The 17,889-nt window shown below is 69.3% G+C and carries 15 protein-coding genes and 1 pseudogene; 14 read left to right on the top strand and 2 right to left on the bottom strand.

Annotated features, from left to right (window positions below; genetic code table 11):
* From VN779_RS10765 to VN779_RS10740, 6 genes and pseudogenes are all read left to right on the top strand, one after another.
* Positions 1–231: pseudogene (locus VN779_RS10765) on the top strand (hypothetical protein); the annotation flags it as partial.
* Positions 228–2,342, top strand: a complete 2,115-nt coding sequence (locus tag VN779_RS10760) for an FtsX-like permease family protein (RefSeq protein ID WP_325722324.1) — start codon at positions 228–230, stop codon at positions 2,340–2,342. The pseudogene VN779_RS10765 and the gene VN779_RS10760, both read left to right, overlap by 4 nt.
* Complete coding sequence (locus tag VN779_RS10755) at positions 2,339–3,298, top strand: ABC transporter ATP-binding protein (RefSeq protein WP_325722323.1); 960 nt, start codon at positions 2,339–2,341, stop codon at positions 3,296–3,298. The genes VN779_RS10760 and VN779_RS10755 overlap by 4 nt, the downstream gene beginning before the upstream one ends.
* Entirely contained in the window at positions 3,291–4,031 is a 741-nt protein-coding gene (locus tag VN779_RS10750) for an ABC transporter ATP-binding protein (protein WP_325722322.1), read from the top strand. Before VN779_RS10755 ends, VN779_RS10750 begins: the two co-directional genes overlap by 8 nt.
* A gap of 164 nt (positions 4,032–4,195) precedes the next feature.
* Positions 4,196–5,011, top strand: a complete 816-nt coding sequence (locus VN779_RS10745; RefSeq protein WP_325722321.1) for an SAM-dependent methyltransferase — start codon at positions 4,196–4,198, stop codon at positions 5,009–5,011.
* Between the two features lie 280 nt (positions 5,012–5,291).
* Positions 5,292–8,621: a penicillin acylase family protein gene (locus tag VN779_RS10740; RefSeq protein WP_325722320.1), complete on the top strand. Its 3,330-nt coding sequence runs from the start codon at positions 5,292–5,294 to the stop codon at positions 8,619–8,621.
* Between the two features lie 19 nt (positions 8,622–8,640).
* On the opposite strand, the gene VN779_RS10735 is transcribed toward VN779_RS10740, so the two are convergent.
* On the bottom strand, positions 8,641–9,270 hold the full coding sequence (locus VN779_RS10735; protein WP_325722319.1) for an alpha-ketoglutarate-dependent dioxygenase AlkB: 630 nt from the start codon (positions 9,268–9,270) through the stop codon (positions 8,641–8,643).
* 318 nt (positions 9,271–9,588) lie between these two features.
* On the opposite strand from VN779_RS10735, the gene VN779_RS10730 reads away from it, so the two are divergent.
* The 3 genes from VN779_RS10730 to VN779_RS10720 all read left to right on the top strand — a co-directional run bounded on the left by VN779_RS10730 (position 9,589) and on the right by VN779_RS10720 (position 11,729).
* On the top strand, positions 9,589–10,053 hold the full coding sequence (locus tag VN779_RS10730) for a hypothetical protein (RefSeq protein WP_325722318.1): 465 nt from the start codon (positions 9,589–9,591) through the stop codon (positions 10,051–10,053).
* A gap of 350 nt (positions 10,054–10,403) precedes the next feature.
* Complete coding sequence (locus VN779_RS10725) at positions 10,404–11,093, top strand: helix-turn-helix domain-containing protein (RefSeq protein WP_325722317.1); 690 nt, start codon at positions 10,404–10,406, stop codon at positions 11,091–11,093.
* A gap of 93 nt (positions 11,094–11,186) precedes the next feature.
* Entirely contained in the window at positions 11,187–11,729 is a 543-nt protein-coding gene (locus VN779_RS10720; protein WP_325722316.1) for a dihydrofolate reductase family protein, read from the top strand.
* Between the two features lie 98 nt (positions 11,730–11,827).
* Here the strand turns inward: VN779_RS10720 and VN779_RS10715 are convergent, their stop codons facing one another.
* Positions 11,828–12,274, bottom strand: coding sequence for a GNAT family N-acetyltransferase (locus VN779_RS10715; RefSeq protein WP_325722315.1), 447 nt, complete (start codon positions 12,272–12,274; stop codon positions 11,828–11,830).
* Positions 12,275–12,442: 168 nt separating this feature from the next.
* Between VN779_RS10715 and VN779_RS10710 the strand changes: the two genes are divergently transcribed.
* The 5 genes from VN779_RS10710 (at position 12,443) to VN779_RS10690 (ending at position 17,556) form a co-directional block, all read left to right on the top strand.
* On the top strand, positions 12,443–13,252 hold the full coding sequence (locus VN779_RS10710; RefSeq protein ID WP_325722314.1) for a hypothetical protein: 810 nt from the start codon (positions 12,443–12,445) through the stop codon (positions 13,250–13,252).
* A gap of 436 nt (positions 13,253–13,688) precedes the next feature.
* Positions 13,689–16,145 (top strand): nitrate- and nitrite sensing domain-containing protein, encoded by a 2,457-nt coding sequence (locus VN779_RS10705; protein ID WP_325722313.1) that lies wholly within the window; start codon positions 13,689–13,691, stop codon positions 16,143–16,145.
* Positions 16,142–16,615: a roadblock/LC7 domain-containing protein gene (locus VN779_RS10700; protein WP_325722312.1), complete on the top strand. Its 474-nt coding sequence runs from the start codon at positions 16,142–16,144 to the stop codon at positions 16,613–16,615. Before VN779_RS10705 ends, VN779_RS10700 begins: the two co-directional genes overlap by 4 nt.
* The gene (locus VN779_RS10695) at positions 16,581–16,976 is read left to right on the top strand and encodes a DUF742 domain-containing protein (protein WP_325722311.1); all 396 of its coding nucleotides are present in this window, start codon (positions 16,581–16,583) and stop codon (positions 16,974–16,976) included. The genes VN779_RS10700 and VN779_RS10695 overlap by 35 nt, the downstream gene beginning before the upstream one ends.
* Positions 16,957–17,556 carry a GTP-binding protein gene (locus VN779_RS10690; RefSeq protein WP_349260734.1) on the top strand — a complete coding sequence of 200 codons (600 nt, stop codon included), beginning with the start codon at positions 16,957–16,959 and terminating at the stop codon, positions 17,554–17,556. The genes VN779_RS10695 and VN779_RS10690 overlap by 20 nt, the downstream gene beginning before the upstream one ends.
* Positions 17,557–17,889 lie beyond the last annotated feature (333 nt).

Here is a 17,889-nt window from a genome sequence, read left to right as displayed (position 1 = left end):
CCGGCCGCGCTGCTGGGCTGGGGGCTGGGGCTGGCGATCTCGCATGCGCTGGTCCCGGACTTCGTGCTCACCCCGGGCGGGAGCGCGCCGACACCGGCCGTGCTGTTCACCACCCGGCCGGGCTGGAGCGCGCTGGCGGCGGCGTGGCTGGTCGTGATCGCGATCGCGGCCGCGCTCGACCTGCGGCCGGGCCGGCGCGCGGCCCGATCCCGACGGGCGGGTACGAGGTGACCGGCCTCGGCGCTCTGCGCGGCGCGCGGCAGTTCACCGCCACCGCCTGGCGGCGATCCGCCGTGGCCGCACTCGCCCTGCTGGCCGGGCTGGTGTGCTTCGCGACGACAGCCGCCGCGCGCGCCGACTTCGCCACCCGCACCCGGGCGCTGCACGCGACGATCGACGCGGCGCCGCCCACCACGGCCATGGTCACCGCGGTATCCGACTGGGGCGCGTTCACCCAGTCGCTCGGCGCGAAGGTCTCCGAGATCGAAAACGCGGGCGCGCGAATCCGCGGCCAGCTGGCCGCGACGCTGCCGCTGGCCGAGCCCTCGAGCGCGTCGTGGTCCGAGCTTCAAGTCCCGCAACGCGCCGTCCTGGCCCCGCCGAGCGCCCACCAGGCGGGCGGCATCGGCGCACGGATGCGCCTGGTCTACCGCGACACCTATCAGACGCACAGCCGCCTGCTCTCCGGGCACTGGCCCACCGATGACCAGGATCCGAAGGCACCGCTGGAAGCCGATCTGTCCTCGGCGACCGCGGCCAGGCTGGGGCTGCACATCGGCTCGCTGGCGACCATTCAAGCGCCGGACGAGACAGGAACCACGACGCTGCGCATCGTCGGCCTGGTAGCCGCGCGCACCCCCGCATCGGTGTTCTGGACCTCCGACCCGATCCAGCTCGCACCCCAGATCGAGTCCGGAGTCGGCCTGGACGCGAACCAGTTCTGGGCCACGGACGCACTGATCGGCCCGGCGCAGGCCACCGCGCTGATCACGCCCTCGACCGCTGCCGCGGACGCGGGCAACGCGTCCGCGCCCGGCGACTTCCGGGTCTCCTGGAACTTCCCGCTCGACCTGTCTGGGCTCAACGCGGCCGGCGCCGGGCCGCTGGCCGATCAGCTCGACGCGATGCCCGGCATCCAATACGCGCTGGCCTCCGATCCGGACCAGTCGCTCCCGGTGCAGCTCGACACGCAACTGACCCCGGTCCTGCGCGCCTTCGTCGCGGCGCAGCAGATGACAGCGCTCGAACAGGTCATGCCCCTCTACGGCCTCGCGCTCATCGCCGCCATCGCCGGGGCGCTGCTGACCTACGCGGCGGTGGACCGGCGACGCTCGGAGACCGGCGTGCTGCGCGCACGCGGCGCGGCGACGTGGTACCTGACGCTCCACATGCTGGCCGAGGGCTGCGTGACGGCGCTGCCCGCCGCGGCGGCGGGGGTCGCCCTCGGCACAGCGGTGCCCGGACTCGTCCCCGCCTGGCTCAGCACGGTCGTCGTCGTGACGGCGGCGTCCGCGACGTTGGCGCCCGCGCTGTACACGGCGCTGCTCTACCGGCCACGCCGCTCCGCCCGCGCGCCCTCCACACCGCGTGCACGCCAGACCCGCTTCGCCCGGCACCGGCGGCTGATCGTGCAGGGCGCGCTGGTGGCCGGCTGCCTGGCCGGGATCGACCTGGTGCGCGGCCAAGGCCTGGTGCCCGGCGGCGCCGTCGATCCGTACGCGGCCGCGGCTCCGGTGCTGGCCGCCGCGCTGGCCGCGCTGGTCGCGGTCAACCTGCTGCCGCTCGCGCTGCGCGCGCTGCGCCGCCGGGCGCTGTCGCGGCGCGGCGTCGTCGCGCTGCTCGGGGTGGCCCGCGCGGCCCACGAACCGGGCGCCGGCCAGGCGGCCACCTTCGTGCTGGCCATCGCCGCGTGCACGGCGGACCTGTCCGTCTGTCTCGCCCAGCTCGCCCGGCAATCCGCCCCCGGACCGCTCGGCCACGCCGCCGTCGTCACCCTCGACGCGCTGGCTCTGCTCGCCGTCGTGGCCGCCTGCGCGGTCGCGGCTCTGGCCGTACGGCTCGGCGCGGCGAGCCGGCGCGCGGCCGACCAACGCTTAGCCACCATGGGTATGACGGGCGGTCAGGCCCGCGCCATCGCGGCGCTGGAGAACACGCCGCCCGCGCTCGCCGGGGCGTTGACCGGGGCGCTGGTCACCGTGCCGCTGCTGCGGATCCTCGCCCCGGCGCTCGGCGTGGCCGCGATCCCGTCCTCGGCCGGGTCGCTGGTGCTGCCCGCACTCGCCGTCGCGCTGCCGGCCGCCGCCGCGAGCGCGGCCGGTTCCTGGAGGAAAGGAGCACCGTGAGCGGCATCGACCCCGAGCCCGCGATCGTCTGCGAGCAGCTGGTGCGGATCTACAAGACCGACGCGCTGGAGGTCCAGGCACTCCAAGGCCTGGACCTGCGCGTCGCCGCCGGTGAGCTGACCGCGCTGGTGGGCGCGTCGGGCAGCGGGAAGTCCACGCTGCTGGGCATCCTGGCCGGGCTCGACGCGCCCACCGCCGGATCGGTGCGGGTGGCCGGGCGGGAACTGGCCGGACTCAGCCACCGCGACCGGCTGCTCTACCGGCGCGCCACCGTCGGCTTCGTGTGGCAGAACCCCGCGAGCAACCTGCTGCCGCACCTGACCGCCGCGCAGAACGTAGCGCTGCCGATGCGGCTGAACCGCTTGCGGCGCACCGCCCGGCGCGAACGAGCCGACGCGCTGCTGGACTCACTCGGCGTGGCGCACTGCCGCGACCGGATCCCGGCCCAGATGTCCGGCGGGGAACAGCAGCGCACGGCGATAGCCACCGCGCTGGCGAACACGCCGCGGGTGCTGCTGGCCGACGAACCGACCGGCGAACTGGACTCCGAGACCGCCGAAACGGTCTTCGAGGGCCTGCGCACGGCGAACCGCGAGCACGGTGTCACGGTGCTGATCGTCACGCACGACGCCGCGATCTCGGGACAGGTACAGCGCACGGTGGCCATCCGTGACGGCCGCACGTCGACCGAGACGCTGATGCGCGGCGCGGCGGCGAAGCCGGGCGCGCACGCCGCGGCTGAAGCATTCCGGGCAGTGGAATACGCGGTCATCGACCGAGTGGGGCGCCTGCAACTGCCGCGCGAGTTCACCGAGGTCTACGGCCTGCGCGACCGGGTGCGCCTGACCCACGAGCCGGGGCACGTCGGGGTCTGGCCGGACCTGCACGAGACGCAAAGCCCGGAGCAAGAACCGCAGGACGCGAACCAGGACGGAGGCGAGAACCCACATGAGTGACGTCGGCACCGCGCCGATCCGACCAGGCTCCGCCGACCCCGTGGACGCGCCGCTGGTCGAGCTGCGCGCCGTCACCCGCACGTACGGCAGCGGACGCACCGCCGTGCACGCGCTACGCGGAGTCGACCTCTCGCTGGACGGCGCGCGGCTCGTCGTCGTGCGCGGCCGCTCCGGCTCCGGCAAGACCACGCTGCTCAACATCGTCGGCGGACTCGACCTGGCCACCAGCGGGACCGCGCGGGTGGCGGGCCGCGACCTGGCCACGCTGCGGGAGCGAGAAAGGGTGCTGCTGCGGCGCGAGACGATCGGGTTCATCTTCCAGTCCTTCGGCCTGATCCCCTTCCTGAGCGCGGCCGAGAACGTCGGCGTGCCACTGCGTATCGCCGCCGCGGACGCCCGCGAGCGCGAGGAGCGGGTGCGGGTGGCGCTCGACCTGGTCGGGCTCGCCGGCCACGCCGCCCACCGGCCCGCCGAGCTGTCCGGCGGCCAGCAGCAGCGCGTCGCCATCGCCCGCGCGCTGGTGCAGCGCCCGCGCCTGCTGGTGGCCGACGAGCCGACCGGCCACCTCGACGCCGAGACCGCGCTCACGGTGATGCGGCAACTGCGCGAGATCGTCGACTCCCAGGGCCTGACCGCGCTCGTCGCCACACACGACGCGCAGCTGGTCGGCCTGGCCGACACGGTGCTGTACGTACGCGACGGCCAGCTCAGCTCCGAACCACCCAGAACCTGATCCGTCCGGAACCTGATTCGTATCGCGCGCCGCCCACTCGCCCTCGCCGGTGGGGTCCGTCGTGGAGTGCTTCGACCACGAGGTAGTGTCAGGGTGCGGCGTTACCGTCGGTGTTTCGTTCGCCGGCCGCGCCGAGGGACACAGGGGAAGGAAAGGGGTCTGCGATGCCGCATCGCCCGGCGTGGGCGCCCGACGAGGTGGAGATCGAGCAGCCGTCCGCGGCGCGGATGTACGACTTCTATCTCGGCGGCTCGCACAACTTCGAGGCCGACCGCGAGCTGGCCCGCCTCGCGGTGAGCCACTGGCCGGATCTGCCGATGGTCATGCGCGCGAACCGGGCGTTCCTGCGGCGCGCGGTGCGCTACCTGGTAGGGCAGGGCATCACCCAGTTCCTGGATCTCGGGTCGGGTATCCCGACCGTCGGCAACGTCCATGAGGAAGCGGCCGCGGCGGACCCGTCGTGCCGCGTGGTGTACGTGGACGTCGATCCGGTGGCGGTGGCGCACAGCCGGCTTCTGCTGCAGGGAACGCACAACGCGGCCGTCATCCACGCGGACGCGCGCGACGCGGACTTCGTGCTCAACGCCGCGGAAACCCGGGCGCTGCTGGACCTCTCGAAGCCGGTGGCGGTGATGATGGTCGCCTTGCTGCACTTCGTCCCGGACACCGACGACCCCGCGGGCCTGGTCGCCAGGTACCGCGCGGCGATGTCGCCAGGCAGCTACCTGGCGGTCAGCCACGCCACCGTCGACGGGGTCGGGGAGCTCATGCGCGAACACGAGCGCATCTATCAGCGCTCCGCGACACCGATCTTCGCGCGTACTCACGCACAAGTGGAGGCGCTCTTCGACGGGTTCGACGTGGTCGAGCCGGGTGTGGTGTTCCTGCCGCTGTGGCGGCCGGACCCCGAGGAACCGCCGGTCGATCGGCCCGAGCGGTTCAGCGGGTACGCCGTGGTCGGGCGCGTGAGCAGCGAATAATCACGACAGGCTCAGCGGTATGAGCCCGGCCGCGCACGACGCGGCTTGGCCGCGGATCAAGGCGAGGCGGTAGCGGATGTGCACGGCCTCAGACGTGCGCGGCGGACGTGATGTGTCAATGCCCAGCATGTAAGGGCTCTGTGGGTTGATCGTGGCAGCCTGACAGCGCTTTGCGCAATGTTGGCCATCTGTCTCAGCCGGTTGCAGGGTCCTGCCTTCCAGGACTCGCTACCCGGCAGTAACGTGCGCCACGTCACACCCTGCCGAAGGGAGCCCGCGCATGCCCATCCGTGCCCGTTCACTGGCCGCACTGACCGCGCTCACGGTGGGCGCGTCCCTGGCCGTCGCGGTACCGGCGGGCACCGCGACAGCCAAGGCTCACCTGTCCGCCGCCGCGACCGCGGCCGCGACCGACGCGCCCGCCGACTACTGCCTGGGGCAGTGCAACGACATCCTGCCGCCCGGCGAGAACGGCAGCGCCACACTCGCCCAGATCCTCGCGTTCAAGGCGACCGGCAGCCGGCCGCCGAACACCGACGACCAGTTGGGCAAATACGCCAGCCTCGTGGACGACTACACCGGGCTCGACAACACCAACCTCGGCGACTTCTTCGACTCCTCGTCCTTCGGCGTCGCGGCCGGAAAGGTGCAAAGCCAGTACCGTCCCGGCGCACGCGCCGATGTGACGATCGTGCGCGACAGTAACGACATCCCGCACATCTACGGCACGACGCGCGCGGGCACGGAATACGGAGCCGGATACGCCGCCGGACAGGACCGGCTGTGGATGCTGGACGTCTTCCGGCACGTCGGGCGCGGCGAGCTGACGAGCTTCGCCGGAGGCGCGCCAGGCAACCAACAGCTGGAGCAGAGCTTCTACCTCAACGGCGCATACACCGAAGCAGACCTTCAGGCGCAGATCGACCGGGTCAGAAACAGCGGTCCGCGCGGAGCGCAGGCCTACCAGGACATGACCGATTACCTGGCCGGCCTCAACCAGTACATCGCCGACGCCAAGTCAGGCCTCGACTGGCCCGGGGAGTACGACCTCACCGGCAACGCCAACATCCTCACCGGCGACGGCATCCAGCCCTTCCAGGCCAGCGACCTGGTTGCGATCGGCACCGTCATCGGCGCGCTCTTCGGCGCCGGCGGTGGCGGCCAGGTCGCCTCGGCCCTGGTCAAGCAGGCCGCCGAGGCCAAGTACGGCGTGGCTCAAGGCGACCAGGTCTGGCAGGCCTTCCGCGAGGAGAACGACCCCGAGGCCGATCTCACGCTGCACTCCGGCCAGGTCTTCGACTTCAACGCCAGTCCGGCGAACCCCTCCGGCGTAGCGCTGCCCGACCCGGGATCGGTGACGCCGCAGCAGGTGGTGTTCGACCCGACCGGCTCGGCGGCCGCGAGCACCGCCGCGAAAACGAACCCGGGACCGTCAGCCAAGGCCGGACCGCCCGCGCTCCCGCCACAGGCCACCGATCGCTCCGCGCGATCCGCGGCGAACCTGAAAGCCGATCCGGCCATGGCGAAGCTGACCGGCTCGATGAACGGCGGCGTGCTGCCGGCGAATCTGTTCACCCAGAAACGCGGCATGTCCAACGCGCTCGTCGTCTCCGGCCAATACACCGACAGCGGCAATCCGATCGCCGTGTTCGGCCCGCAGACCGGCTACTTCGCACCGCAGCTGCTCATGCTCGAGGAACTTCAGGGCCCCGGCATCAGCGCGCGCGGCGCGGCGTTCGCCGGCCTGAACTTCTACGTCGAGCTCGGCCGCGGCGTGGACTACTCCTGGAGCGCGACCTCCGCCGGGCAGGACATCATCGACACCTTCGCCGTCCAGTTGTGCAACACCGACGGCACCGCGGCGACCAAGGACTCGAACGCCTACCTGAACAACGGGGTGTGCACCCCGATGCAGCAGATCGAGCGTGACGACTCCTGGAGCCCGACCGTCGCCGACAGCACCCCGGCCGGCTCCTACAAACTGATCGCGTTCCGTACCGACTTCGGCATCGTGCAAGCCCGCGCCACGATCGGCGGCAAACCGGTCGCGTACACGACGTTGCGCTCCACCTACCAACACGAGGTCGATACGATCATCGGCTTCCAGATGTTCAACGACCCGGGCGTCGTGACCGGCCCGGACGGGTTCCAGCAGGCCGCGTCGAACATCACCTACACGTTCAACTGGTTCTACCTCGACTCCAAGCACACCGCCTACTACAACTCCGGCCTCAACCCGACCCGGCCGGCCGGCGACGACCCGAACCTGCCGATCACGGCCGACGCCGCGCATCAGTGGCTGAACTGGGACCCGGGCACCAACACGGTGGCGAACACGCCGTTCGGCGCGCACCCGAACTCCATCGACCAGGACTACTACGAGTCCTGGAACAACAAGATCGCCAAGGGGTACACGGTCTCCGGGTTCGGCGACGGCTCGGTGTACCGCAGCAACCTGCTCAACTCCCGCATCAAGGCTCTGATCAACAGCGGGCAGAAGATCACGAGGGCCTCGCTCACCCGGGCGATGGAGGATGCGGCCGTCACCGACCTGCGCGGAGAGATCCTGCTTCCGGAACTGCTCCGGGTGATCGGGACGCCGAGCGACCCCGCGCTCGCCAACGCCGTCAACGAGCTCAAAACCTGGCTCGCCGACGGCGCCGAACGCAGGGAGGACTCGGCGGGCAGCCACGCCTACCGCGATTCCGACGCCATCCGCATCATGGACGCCTGGTGGCCGCTGCTGGTGCAGGCCGAGTTCGAGCCGACGATGGGCTCGAGCGTGTACTCGGCGATGACCGGCGTGCTCGGCATCGACGACTCTCCGTACGCCGGCTCCGAGGCCGGCGTGGCACACAAAGGCTCCTCGTTCCAGTCGGGCTGGTACACCTACGTCGACAAGGACCTCCGCACGATCCTCGGCGAGCCGGTCCAGGGCGGTTTGACCCAAGCCTGGTGCGGCGGCGGCACTTTCGCGGGCTGCCGGCAGGCGCTGCTCGGCGCGCTGAGCACCGCGGTCGCAACCCCAGCCACGGCGCTCTACCCGGGCGACAGCGTCTGCTCGGCCGGCGACCAATGGTGCGCCGACTCCATCCAGCAGCACCCCCTCGGCGGCGTCACGGACAACCAGAGCAACTGGCAGAACCGCCCAACGTTCCAGCAGGTCGTGCAGTACCCCGCGCACCGCGGCGACAACATCGCGAACCTGGCGCTGGGCAAGGCGGTGTCGGCCTCCAGCCAGCAGTGCACCGCCGTCCTGTGGTGGACCTCGTGCCCGTACCCGCCCGGCCAGGCCGTTGACGGCGACATGGGCACCCGCTGGAGCAGCAACTGGGATGACAACGAATCGATCACTATCGACCTCGGCGCGGTCCAGCCCGTCGGGCGGGTCGTGCTGAACTGGGAGGCGGCGTACGGGAAGGCGTACGAGATCGATGTCTCCAACGACGCCCACAGTTGGACGAAGGTGTACGCGACGACCACAGGCGTGGGAGGCCAGGACGTCGACCGCTTCGCGGTCACGAACGCCCGCTACGTGAGAATGCAGGGAGTGACCCGGGGGACCGGATGGGGTTACTCGCTCTACGAATTCCAGATTTACCCCGTGTAGCGCGCCGACCAAGGGGCGGTCAGCCGACGTTGCGTGGTCGGAACTGGGCGCTGATACGCGGGCCGACCGCGCGCGAGGTCTTCGGGATCGCATGGTCCCAGGTGCGCTGGCAACTGCCGCCCATCACCAGCAGGTCGCCGTGGCCGACTTCGTGGCGTTGAACCGGTCCGCCGCCTCGGGGGCGCAACGCGAACGTGCGGGGCGCGCCGAGCGAGAGGACCGCGACCATGACGTCCTCGCGGCTACCTCGCCCGAACCTGTCGCCATGCCAGGCGACACTGTCGCGCCCGTCGCGGTACAGGCACAGTCCGACGCTGGTGAACGGCTCGCCGAGTTCCGACGCGTAATGAGCGCTCAACTGCTCGCGAGCCGAGGCCAAAATCGGATCGGGCAAGCTCTCGCCCTCGCGGTACCCGCACAGCAGGCGAGGCACGTCGACGACCCGGTCGTACATCCGCCGCCGCTCCGCTTGCCACGGCAACTGGTCGACCAGCCGCGCGAACAACTCGTCCGCGCCGCAGATCCAGTGCGGCCGCACATCCAGCCAAGCACCCGCGTGCAGCTCGATACGCCGCATCGACGTGCTCAGCGCACCGATGGTGACCTCGTCCGCGACATCGAGCAACGAACCTTGCAGCGCTCCCTTCATGGGTTTAACGGTAACACCCGATCGAATGAATGTTCTATAGATGGCAGGGTCGTCCGGGTAACCCCGGCGCTGTGTCGCCCGGTGGGCCCACGAGGCAGAACTCAAGCCGCTGCCGCCGCCGCGTACGCCGCCGACGGGCGCGATGCGCGCTGATCACGCGAGGCCGTGGCTATGCCGCCCTTCGCGTACGCCGAATTTCGGCCATGTTCGGCGGTGTACGGAATCTGCGATCGCAGCCAGGGCCGGCGGCCACCATGGACGGCGTGTCGTCGCTCGGCGACCGCATCGCGTTTTCGACGAAAGGATCGTGACGCCGCCATGAAAAAGACAGCCGTGCGCCGCAGAGCCACCGCGCTCGCAGCGGCCATCGCCGCCCTGCTCCTTTCCGCGGCCGCCGTGCCGTCGCCCGCGGCGGCAGACAGCACCCGTACGGTCAACTCCTACGTCACGTGCTCCGACGGGACGATGATGTACGGCTTCGAAATCAACTACGGCTCGGGCTGGACGTACAACGCGCTGGGCGCCTCGGGTTACATCGTGAACTCCGGCGAGAAGGAGGTGACCTTCATCATCCCCAGCTCCGCCACCAGCATCGCGCTGGACACCTACTGCGGTGGCCAAGGCTTCGTCGAGGGCACCAACTGGGAGGGTTACACCTATAGCCTCACGCCGGGCACCTCGACGGTCACCGCGAACTGGGTCTGCGACCTTTGGGGGTACACCTACTACAACTACTACATGGGCTACCGCGACTGCGAGCTCAGCTCGATGACCGGCGACTGATCCTCACGCCTGATGCTCACGCCGAGCCTCAAGTCTGATCGGGGCCGATTCGCCTGAGGCGCGGCCTCGATCTGCCGGCCGTCCGCCGTCGAGTTGCTGCTGAACGTGCTCGGCGGCGGCGAGCCGGTGCTGCGCGACGTACAGATCCATAGACGACGACCTGCCCATCCAGGCCGATGCGGATCACGACCTTGTGGATCGGCGCGGGTTCGCCGGCGGGCCATCGCCAACCCACCAGTACCAGTACCTGCAACTGCCTTCTCGGCCCGGCGGATGAGCCCTCAGCAAGCTTGCTGAGGGCGGGTCAAGGCCCGTCACGTTTCGTGAAGAGCCACGGCTAGACTGCCACCGTGGGGTTGATCTTCGACGCTGTCGCGGGCGAAGTGCCGCTGGTGCAGCGGGTGTGGTCGGCACAATGTGACGCCACGACCAGTTTCACCTCGGCGGCCAAAAGCTCGTGCATGATCGCGTTTGCGCGCAACGGCGGTAGGTGGAGCGTGCACCTGCGCGGGCCGGAGACCCGGGCCACCACCCTGACCTGCCCGGAGGGTTGGGAGTTCTTCGGCGTCGAACTGCGCCTCGGCGCGTATCTGCCCCTGTTCCCGCCTGCCGCTCTGGCCAACCTGAACGACGCTGTACTGCCGAGCGCGTCAGGCAACCGGATCGTGCTGGACAACCAGGACTGGGAGATGCCGACCGAGCAGAACGTCGACGTCTTCGTCCACAGGCTGGTGCGCGCGGGCCTGTTGTTCTTCGATCCGATCGTCGAGCAAATCCGTCACGGTCAACCACCCCGATCCATGTCGGAACGCACAGCGCAGATCCGGTTCCGCCAAGCCGTCGGCATATCGCGCCGCAAGCTGCTCAGCATTGAGCAGGCACGGCAGGCCGCGCAGTTGCTCGCGGCGGGAGAATCGATCGCGCAGGTGGTCACCGCCTGCGGCTACTACGACCAGCCGCAGCTGGCGCGAGCGATGCGCTGGGCGACCGGCCATACCCCGGGCGAGTTGAGGTCCACCGCCGCATTCCTCGCGTTCTGACACCTACCCGACCCGCGCCGCAGCGGCACCCGGGAACCGGCGGATTCGGTTCGATACAAGACGAGCCGATCATGCGGATGTTTGACTGCCGCCATGCGAAAACTAGTTGAGTACGACCATCTCTCGCTCGACGGGATGTTCAACGGGGACGACTTCTGGGCCGCGCAGATGAAGGTCGTCCCCAACGACAACCACTTCACCTACCAGCTGCGGCTGTTGGAGCAGGCGGAAGGGCTCTTGTTGGGACGAGCGACCTACCAGGGCTTCGCGGCGACATGGCCGACCATGACAGGCGAACTGGCCGACAGGCTCAACTCCCTGCCGAAGTACGTCGCCTCCACCACGCTGACCGAGACCACCTGGAACGCCCAGGTACTTGACGGCGACGCCGTCGACGCCGTCGCCCGGCTCAAAGAATCCGGCGACGGCACGTTGGTCAAGTACGGCAACGGCCCATTGAGCCGGGCGCTCATCGAGGCGGGCCTGCTCGACGAACTGCACCTGGGTATTTCCCCGTTTGTCGCGGGCCGCGGCGAGTCGCTGCTGGCGGGCATCAGCGCGACGTCCATGGACCTGACCGCGGTCACCGAGATCGGCAACGGCGCGGTGGTGCTGACCTACACCTTGAACCGGTAGCCCCGCACAACGGGCGCCGATCGGCGGGCCGCGAGGCTTTGCGATGCCACGCTGGGCGGCACTGCCGATCGGTCAGCCGAGCACGGCGCAAGCATGGCTCACGCACTGTGCAGCGCCTTCACGAACCGCGCTGCCCGGCCACACACGTCGTCATATCCCAAACCCGCATAGAACCTATGGGCCACAGCCCGATCGCGGGCACTGGTGATCTCCATGTCATGGCACCCGAGCTCACGCGCACGCTCTTCGACCGCCTCCATCAGAGCCTTGCCGATCCCCTGGCCGCGAACGCGGTCATCCACCACCAACGCCACGAGACGGCCTCGGCGGGCGGTGTGCTCAAGCAAAGGCAATGCGTGAAGCGCTGCCACGCCCACGACAATGCCAGCCATCTCGGCCACCAGCAACGCACTGTGCGGATCCCCGAGCCAGTACTCCAGCCTGGTAGCCACCTCACCCGCTTGCGCCGGATACCCCAGCTGATCAAGCAGCGCGGCAATCAGAGCTGAGTCGCCAGCACCGGCTGACCGGATCGCAATCGCCATGACGCTCAGTCTGGCAGCAGGACGCGACGACCCCGCAGACCGAAGCGCGCGGTCAACCACATCGTGCGCCGCCGCGCCCGCCGGTTGACATCGCCGGTCATGTCGGCCTTTACGTCGCTGTCACGGCCGGTATTTGATCACGCAATATCGTCAGGGCAGGCTGTTGTGATGAGCAAGCCGCTGAAGAACCACCGTCGCGAATTGATCGAACTGGCTGCGCTCTTCGCGGCCGCGGGCATCGCCGACCTGTTCACGGATCTGCTCGGCCATCGCATCGAGGGACCCGTCGTCCTGATCGCCCTTGGCGCTGTAGTCGCCATCGCCACTCTGATGGACCTTCTGCGCGGCGGCCGAAGGTCGCGAGCACGCAGCGCTTCCGTGCCCGCATACGACCAGACGCCAACCGGCTACGCCGACGTGGCCGGAGAACTGTGGCGTGTGCGTACCGCGGTACAGGACACTCCTGGTCGGCTTGCGGTGCTCGCCGGGGCGTTCGCCGCCGTGGGCGCCAATATCCTGGCCCTCCAAGTCCAGCCGGTCGCCGGCGCAGTGGTCGACGAGTTCCTGGTCGAAGCCGCGACCAATGTGACAGCCGACCAGCTGGGAGCGGTCGTGGCTGCGGCCGGCGGCGGTCAGGTGCACGTCGCGCTCGCGGATGTCACATCATTGACTGACTTGCCGACCCGCGCGCTCACCCTCGCGCACCGCCTGATCCGCGAGCCAGAGGCACTGCACTTCGTGCTGGCCGAACTGCTCAGCCCAGCACAGGTCGAGTGGCGCTCAGCGCAGGAGGATATCTGCGGGGGCGATGAAACCCAGAGCACCGTCATGCGCGTGCGCGATCCCCTCGCAGGAGTCGTGCTCGTCTCGCGCCCAGGGATTCCGTTCACACCCGTCGAGACCGCTCGCGCGCGGGCCATGGCTGATCTGGCGAGCGCGGTGCACGCCCTCGGGACGCCTTCTGGCGCACTCACGTGATCCCTGCCGAACCACAGCGCGGCGGGCAAAAGCGGCAGCGTGGGGGAGTGGCCGACGTCGTTGTGTCATACCTATGCATTTGCGAATTCGTGTTCGACCACGAATTCGCCACCGAATACGAACACTGAATGAAATCACCGAAGCCCGTGATCGCCGGCGAACCATGGCCCGCGGCGGTTACACGCTGAGGGGACGACGTTGTCCCGGACGCCCGCTGACGGGCCGTCAGCCAGCACGAATGCCCCGGGGGAGGGGATAACACAAAGAGCCACAATGCAGATATCGGGGATATTGCGACAGAACGGATCATCGCGGGCGAGAACACAATCATCTCAATACCAGCCTGCGGATACTCTGTCCGAGAGTAGTATCCATTCGACAACCGCGGACCCCGCAACACTGGTGGACCGCCTTCACCGACTTGCTGGGGGCTGGGGTGGCACTCCACGCACGAACGGCAAAACGGCAACGCATCCTGGACGCGGACACGCGACAGCCGCTGCCGCTGCGCGTCGTCCTGCTCATCCTGGCGCTGGTACCCAGCGTGGCGATGACCGCGCTGTGGGCCGTCAACTCCAACCGGCTCTATGACAACTGGCACAACGTCAGCAACCACAACACCCAGACAGTGCGCTACGCGACGCCGGTCTTCAGCATCTTCTACGGCCTGCAGGTCGAGCGGCACCTAAGCGCCGCCGCACTCGTAGACCCGGCCGCATATCACGCGAAACTCGCCGCGCAGCGCCGCGCGACGGACGCCGGCATCGCCGGCCTAAAGGCCCTGACCGGCCCCGCTCCAGCCGACATCCTGGCAGGGGTCGCCCAGATCGAAAACGGGCTGCAGCAACTGGACACATACCGGTTCGCCGTCGACGCGCACAGCGTCACACAGCAGCAGATGTACGACGACTACACCGGTCTGATCGCCACCGACCTGCAGCTGTTCAACTCGCTGAGCAACGTCGGGCTCGCCGACCTCAACTTCCGGGTGCGGCCGGAGATCGACTCGGTCTGGGGAATCGAGATCCTGGCGCGCGAGGACGCCCTGCTCACGCCCGCCATCGCCGGCGCCACCCTCCCCGCCGCCCAGCGCGCACAACTGGCCCAACTCAGCGGCGCCGAGCAATTCATCTACGACGACAAGGTCGTGCCGCTGCTGCCGCCGGCACAGGCCGCACAGTACCGCGCCCTGATCGCGAGCAGCGCCTGGCAGCAGAAGACCCGCGTCATGCAGTACGTCATCACCTCCGCGCCCTCCGCCACCGGCACCACGCTGCCCGCGGCGCTCGGTGCCCAGTGGCAACAGAGCATCGCCGCCATCACCCCGCAACTGCAAGGCCTGAACATCGAGCTCGGCACCGCGCTCACCAACGCCACCTCGGTCGAGGTACACGGCTTGGCCACAGACCTCATCGTCGAGACAGCGGTCGGATTCGGCGGCGTCCTGCTGATCGTGCTGCTGACCATCTTCCTGACCAGCGTGCTGCGCCGCCGGATATTCGCGCTGCGCACCGCGGCCCTCGACCTGCAAGTGCGCCTGCCCGACGTGGTCGAACGCCTGCGCCGCGGCGAGAGCGTCGACACCGACGCCGAACTGCCCGCGCTGCACTACGGCCGCGACGAACTCGGCATGCTCGGACAAGCCCTCAACGCCGCGCGCGCCAGCGCCCTGGAGACCGCGATCCACCAGGTGGAGCAGTACCGAGGCTTCGAGCGCCTGCTACAGCGCATCGCCCGGCGCACCCAACTGCTGATCGGCCTGCAGATCAAGCGCGTCACCGAGATGGAGCGCCGCTACGAGGACGCCGAGCTGCTCGAAGGCCTGTTCGACCTGGATCACCTGACCGCGCGCCTGCGCCGCTACGAGGAGAACCTGGTCATCCTCGGCGGCGGACAGCCGCAGCGACGCTGGCGCAAACCGGTGGCGCTGCTCGACGTGCTGCGCTCCGCCCAAGGCGAGGTCCAGGACTACCGGCGCATCCGCATCGAGACCGGCAACACCACCTGGCTCTCCGAGCGCGCGGTCGGCCCCGTCGTGCACATGCTGGCCGAGCTCATGGAGAACGCCGTCGCCTTCTCCAAACCGCCCAACCCCGTCGAGGTCACCGCCTCCATGGTCGCCCGCGGCCTGGCCATCGAGATCGAGGACCGCGGCGTGGGCATGGCGCCCGAACAATACGCCGACGCCAACACCATGATGTCCGATCCGCCGAAGCTCGACGTGATCTCCCAGGCCGACGACGCCCGCCTCGGCCTCTACGTCGTGGCGCGCCTGGCCGCCGGACTAGGCATCAAGGTGGAAATGCGGCCCTCCTCCTACGGCGGCACCCGCGTCGTCGTCCTGCTGCCGATCGAGTTGGTACACACCGGCCGCCGCCAGCCCGCCACGCCCGACGACGTGGCGCAGCAGCGCGAGCACATCTTGCGCCGGCTATCCGCGGTGGGTAGCAAGGTCGCCGACACCGCCGAAGACGCCCCAGCGTCCGTTGGCGACCGCTTCCGGCGGAACGCGCGGTATACCAACCCCAGCCACGACGCGGACGAGGAAGGCGATTGGGCGCTGGCCGGCGTCGGCGCGCGACTGAGCTCCGTCGCAGCAGACCCAGACGCTGAGAGCGCAACCGCAACCGCACTCAAGCCGCTTCCGAAACGAGTACGGCTGGCCAGCCTGGCGAGCGAACTGCGCGAGCACCTCGCCCCGGGGGAGCAGGACCCCGGCGCGGCGATCGTCGAACACGACGCGCCGCCGCAATGGTCCGAGCGCTCCGGCACCACGATCGGGGCGTTCCAGCGCCAGTCACGCCTGGCCCACGCTGCCGCGCAGGACGAGGACCACATAACGCAGCCCACGCCAGGTCTCGGCGCGACCCGGGAAGAAGAAGACGGACGATGACACAGCGAACCTTCGCGCACCAGCGCACCACAGCCACCGACCACGACCTGGACTGGCTGCTGGACCGCTTGATCGACCAAGTCCCCGGCGCCCGGCACGCGATCGTTCTGTCCGACGACGGGCTGGTGGTCAGCCAGTCGCGCGGCATCGAGCGCGCCGACGCCGAACGGCTGGCCGCGATCGCGACCGGCCAGCAGAGCCTCGCCCGCGGCGTGGGGGAGATCTTCGACGGCGGCGGCACGCACCAAGTCATCGTGGAACTGGCCCGGCTGTGGCTCTTCGTCAGCGCGGCCGGACACGGCACGCACCTGGCGGTGATCGCCGACCAGGAAGTCGACGCCGAGGTGATGGCGGTCGCGATGCACACCCTCGTGCTACAGGTCGGCCGGCACCTGGGCACCGAGGCGCGCGTGCCGCCGAAGCGGGAGGGGGTGGATGTGGGTGAACCATTGGGCCGACGAGTCCCTTGAGGAAGACCCGGACGACTCCTTCGTCCGGCCCTACACCATCACCCACGGCCGCACGTCCTCGGCCCGCGACGACCTGACGCTCATCACCGTGATCAGCACACTGACATCACCGGACGGGCTGATCGACAACCGGGGCCTGGAGCCCGAGCACCGCTTCATCCTCGACCAGTGCCGTACGCCCTGCGTGCTGGCAGAGGTCGCGGCAAGGCTCAACCTGCCCGTCGCGGTCACCAAAATCCTCATCGGTGACCTGATCGACACCGGCAGGGTGTCCGCGCGGCCGCCCCTGGCGATGGCCGCCGGGCAACGACCGGACATCACCCTTCTTCAGGCGGTGCGAGATGGACTTCGACGACTCTGACCGGCGGCACCCCGCCAGCGCGCCGGCGCCAGCCGCCGTCAAGATCCTGATCGCGGGCGGCTTCGGAGTGGGCAAGACCACGATGGTCGCCTCGGTGAGCGAGGTCGCGCCGCTGCGCACGGAGGAGTACCTGACCGTGGCCAGCGTCGGCGTCGACGACGTCGACGGGGTAGCGGATAAGGCCACCACCACTGTCGCCATGGATTTTGGGCGGATCAGCATCAGTACTGGGCTCGTGGTCTACCTGTTCGGAACGCCGGGCCAAGAGCGGTTCTGGTTCATGTGGAAAGACCTGGTGCACGGCGCGCTGGGGGCGGTCGTGCTGGCCGACACCCGGCGGCTGCAGAGCAGCTTCGGGTCGATCGACTTCTTCGAGAGCCGCGGCATCCCGTTCGTGGTCGGCGTCAACTGCTTCGGCGGACGCCAGGACCGCACCGTTTCCGAAGTGCGCGAAGCCCTCGACCTCGACCCGCACGTACCGATCCTGATGGGGGATCTGCGCCAGCGCGCCGATAGCCGGGATCTGCTCCTCGCGTTGATCGACCACCTCATGGCTGGGCAATCCGTCGCGACAGGATGACTAGCTGTGGATCAACTCCCCGGGAGCGGGGAGCAGTCGTTATGATGCATAAGAGAGATTATGCATGAGAAGAGGGTCAGGCAGGCTCAGAAGGGGTTTCGCGGCGCCTGGATGATCTTGCTCGTGAAGTGCGTGTCCCGTCTCGCTGCGTCCTGGCAGTTCTCATCGAACCTGGCCACATTCCATGATCAGTCTCATTGAACTTGGCCAGCCGGGACCGCCGTCTCACTGAAGTTGGCCATTTTGGAGCGTTCGTCTCACTGAAGTTGGCCAGAGTCGGGTCGTTGTCTCAGTGAAGCTGGCCAATTGGGCGCGCTTACTCCGCTAAGGTGT

This window comes from Actinocrinis sp., assembly GCF_035605935.1.
Taxonomy (GTDB): Bacteria; Actinomycetota; Actinomycetes; order Streptomycetales; family Catenulisporaceae; genus Actinocrinis.
Note: the sequence above shows the minus strand (reverse complement) of the source record. Positions and strands in the feature narration are given on the sequence as shown.